Source organism: Vibrio sp. V10_P2A27P122 (genome assembly GCF_963874335.1).
Classification (GTDB): Bacteria; Pseudomonadota; Gammaproteobacteria; order Enterobacterales; family Vibrionaceae; genus Vibrio; species Vibrio anguillarum.
On record NZ_CAWNHY010000214.1, the window covers coordinates 1 to 2,335 of the forward strand.

The following is a 2,335-nucleotide window of genomic DNA, read 5'->3' on the forward strand; positions in this document are numbered from 1 at the left end:
TTATATAATTAACTCTATTTCAATAAGTTATTTGATATTGAAAAGTTATTGATTCATTTGTTTATTTTGGAATGTATTTTGCTTTAAGGCTGTTCAATACCAATAACTCACTATATTGGTGAGAAAATAATCAAGTAGCACAGGATTGGTGCACAACATTTCAATGGAGAATCACTAAGATGACTCAAACCGTAAGTCAGGTTCAAGGTGCCGTACAAGCCCTGACTCAAAGTTCTGATACGCTATTTTTGCTGCTCGGTGCAATCATGGTGTTTTTAATGCACGCTGGATTTGCCTTTCTTGAGGTGGGGACTGTGCGTAAAAAGAACCAAGTGAACGCGCTGGTAAAAATTCTCGCCGATTTCGGTATTTCTACGATCGCCTATTTTTTTATCGGTTACTGGATAGCCTACGGCGCTCATTTCTTTACTGATGCACAAACCCTTGCCCAAGGGAACGGCTATCATCTAGTTAAGTTCTTTTTTCTATTGACGTTTGCCGCCGCTATTCCTGCTATCGTTTCTGGAGGCATTGCCGAGCGCGCTCGGTTTTACCCGATTCTCATTGCTACTTTTTTCACCGTCGGGTTTGTTTATCCGCTGTTTGAGGGAATGATTTGGAATGGCAATTATGGCGTGCAAAGCTGGTTTGAAGCTCAATTCGGTGCTGCTTTTCACGATTTCGCTGGCTCTGTGGTCGTGCATGCAGTCGGCGGATGGATTGCACTTATCGCTGTCATGTTTCTAGGAATGCGTAAGGGAAGAGTACGTGCAGGAAAGCACACCAACTTTGCTCCATCCAACATTCCGTTCCTAGCACTGGGCGCGTGGATCCTTTGTGTGGGCTGGTTTGGTTTTAACGTCATGTCAGCGCAAACATTAAATGGAATTAGTGGATTAGTCGCGATGAACTCTTTAATGGCCATGACTGGTGGTATTTTAGCAGCGTTAATTGTCGGAAAAAATGACCCTGGCTTTATCCACAATGGTCCTCTAGCGGGATTAGTCGCGGTGTGTGCAGGATCGGACTTGATGCACCCACTGGGTGCCTTAGTGACGGGAGTGGTAGCGGGTGCTTTATTTGTTTGGTTGTTCACTCAACTACAAAACCGAACGAGAATAGACGATGTATTAGGTGTATGGCCATTACATGGTGTTTGTGGTGCATGGGGTGGGATTGCCGCTGGTATTTTTGGCCAATCATCACTCGGCGGCCTAGGTGGTGTCAGCCTCGCCGTTCAACTACTAGGAACCTTATTGGGTATTTCAGTGGCAGTATTGGGTGCCACAATCGTTTATGGCTCTCTCAATGTATTGACTGGATTGCGTTTATCTGAAGAAGACGAATTTAACGGCGCGGATTTGGCTATTCATAAAATCTCCGCCATTAACGAAGATTGATTACATATAGACCGAAGCCGCGGGGTACTTCGGTCTATTTCATAGCTCGGTTTATGTCACAGAAAATAAGCAATCAATGGCTATTTTATACTATGGTCTAACCCTCAAAACTACTGTTGTTATTGCATCGGTGCTAAGCTAGCAAAAAAGCGTGCAATAAGGACATAGTATGAATTTCCCCTACAAGAATATCGTGATCCTCACGGGGGCAGGCATTTCAGCGGAATCAGGCATTAAAACATTTCGTGCCCAAGACGGATTATGGGAAAACCATAAAATAGAGGATGTCGCGACCCCTGAAGGTTTCGCACGTGATCCCGATCTCGTACAGGATTTCTATAATCAGCGTCGTCGAAAACTCCAATCTGAATCAATACAATCTAATGCCGCCCACATCGCGCTTGGTAAATTAGAGCAAGAGCTAGAGGGAAACGTAACGATTATTACGCAGAATATTGATAACCTTCATGAGCGGGGTGGTAGCAAACAGGTGATTCATATGCACGGTGAGCTGCTTAAAGCACGCTGCAGCGTTTCTAACCAAGTAATAGAGCATAAAGACGACATTCTGAGCGGAGAGCTTTGTCATTGCTGTCAAATACCAGCTCAAATGCGACCTCATATTGTTTGGTTTGGCGAAATGCCACTGCGCATGGGCGATATTTATTCAGCACTCGAGACGGCTGATCTTTTTATCTCTATCGGTACATCGGGCGTTGTTTATCCTGCTGCAGGCTTTGTTCATGATGCCAGAATGCATGGCGCACACACCATTGAGATCAACTTAGAACCGAGTGCCGTTGAAAGTGAGTTTGAGGAAAAACGCTACGGTAAAGCCAGTATTGAAGTTCCGCGCTTAGTGGAAGAGATATTAGGGTTAGAAATGCCAAAAAAGAAACACGCCTAGAGTAGGCGTGTTATCTAAACATTGAATA

General features: G+C 44.4%; 2 protein-coding genes. Both read left to right on the forward strand.

What is annotated here, in order from left to right; genetic code table 11:
- Positions 1-179 precede the first annotated feature (179 nt).
- The gene (locus AACQ17_RS08985) at positions 180-1,400 is read left to right on the forward strand and encodes an ammonium transporter (protein ID WP_094147241.1); all 1,221 of its coding nucleotides are present in this window, start codon (positions 180-182) and stop codon (positions 1,398-1,400) included.
- Positions 1,401-1,569: 169 nt separating this feature from the next.
- Entirely contained in the window at positions 1,570-2,307 is a 738-nt protein-coding gene (cobB, locus tag AACQ17_RS08990; protein ID WP_017044714.1) for a Sir2 family NAD+-dependent deacetylase, read from the forward strand.
- Positions 2,308-2,335 lie beyond the last annotated feature (28 nt).

Coding starts and splice junctions, on each gene's coding strand:
- cobB (WP_017044714.1), top strand. CDS start 1,570: ATGAATTTCCCCTACAAGAATATCGTGATCCTCACGGGGGCAGGCATT.
- AACQ17_RS08985 (WP_094147241.1), top strand. CDS start 180: ATGACTCAAACCGTAAGTCAGGTTCAAGGTGCCGTACAAGCCCTGACT.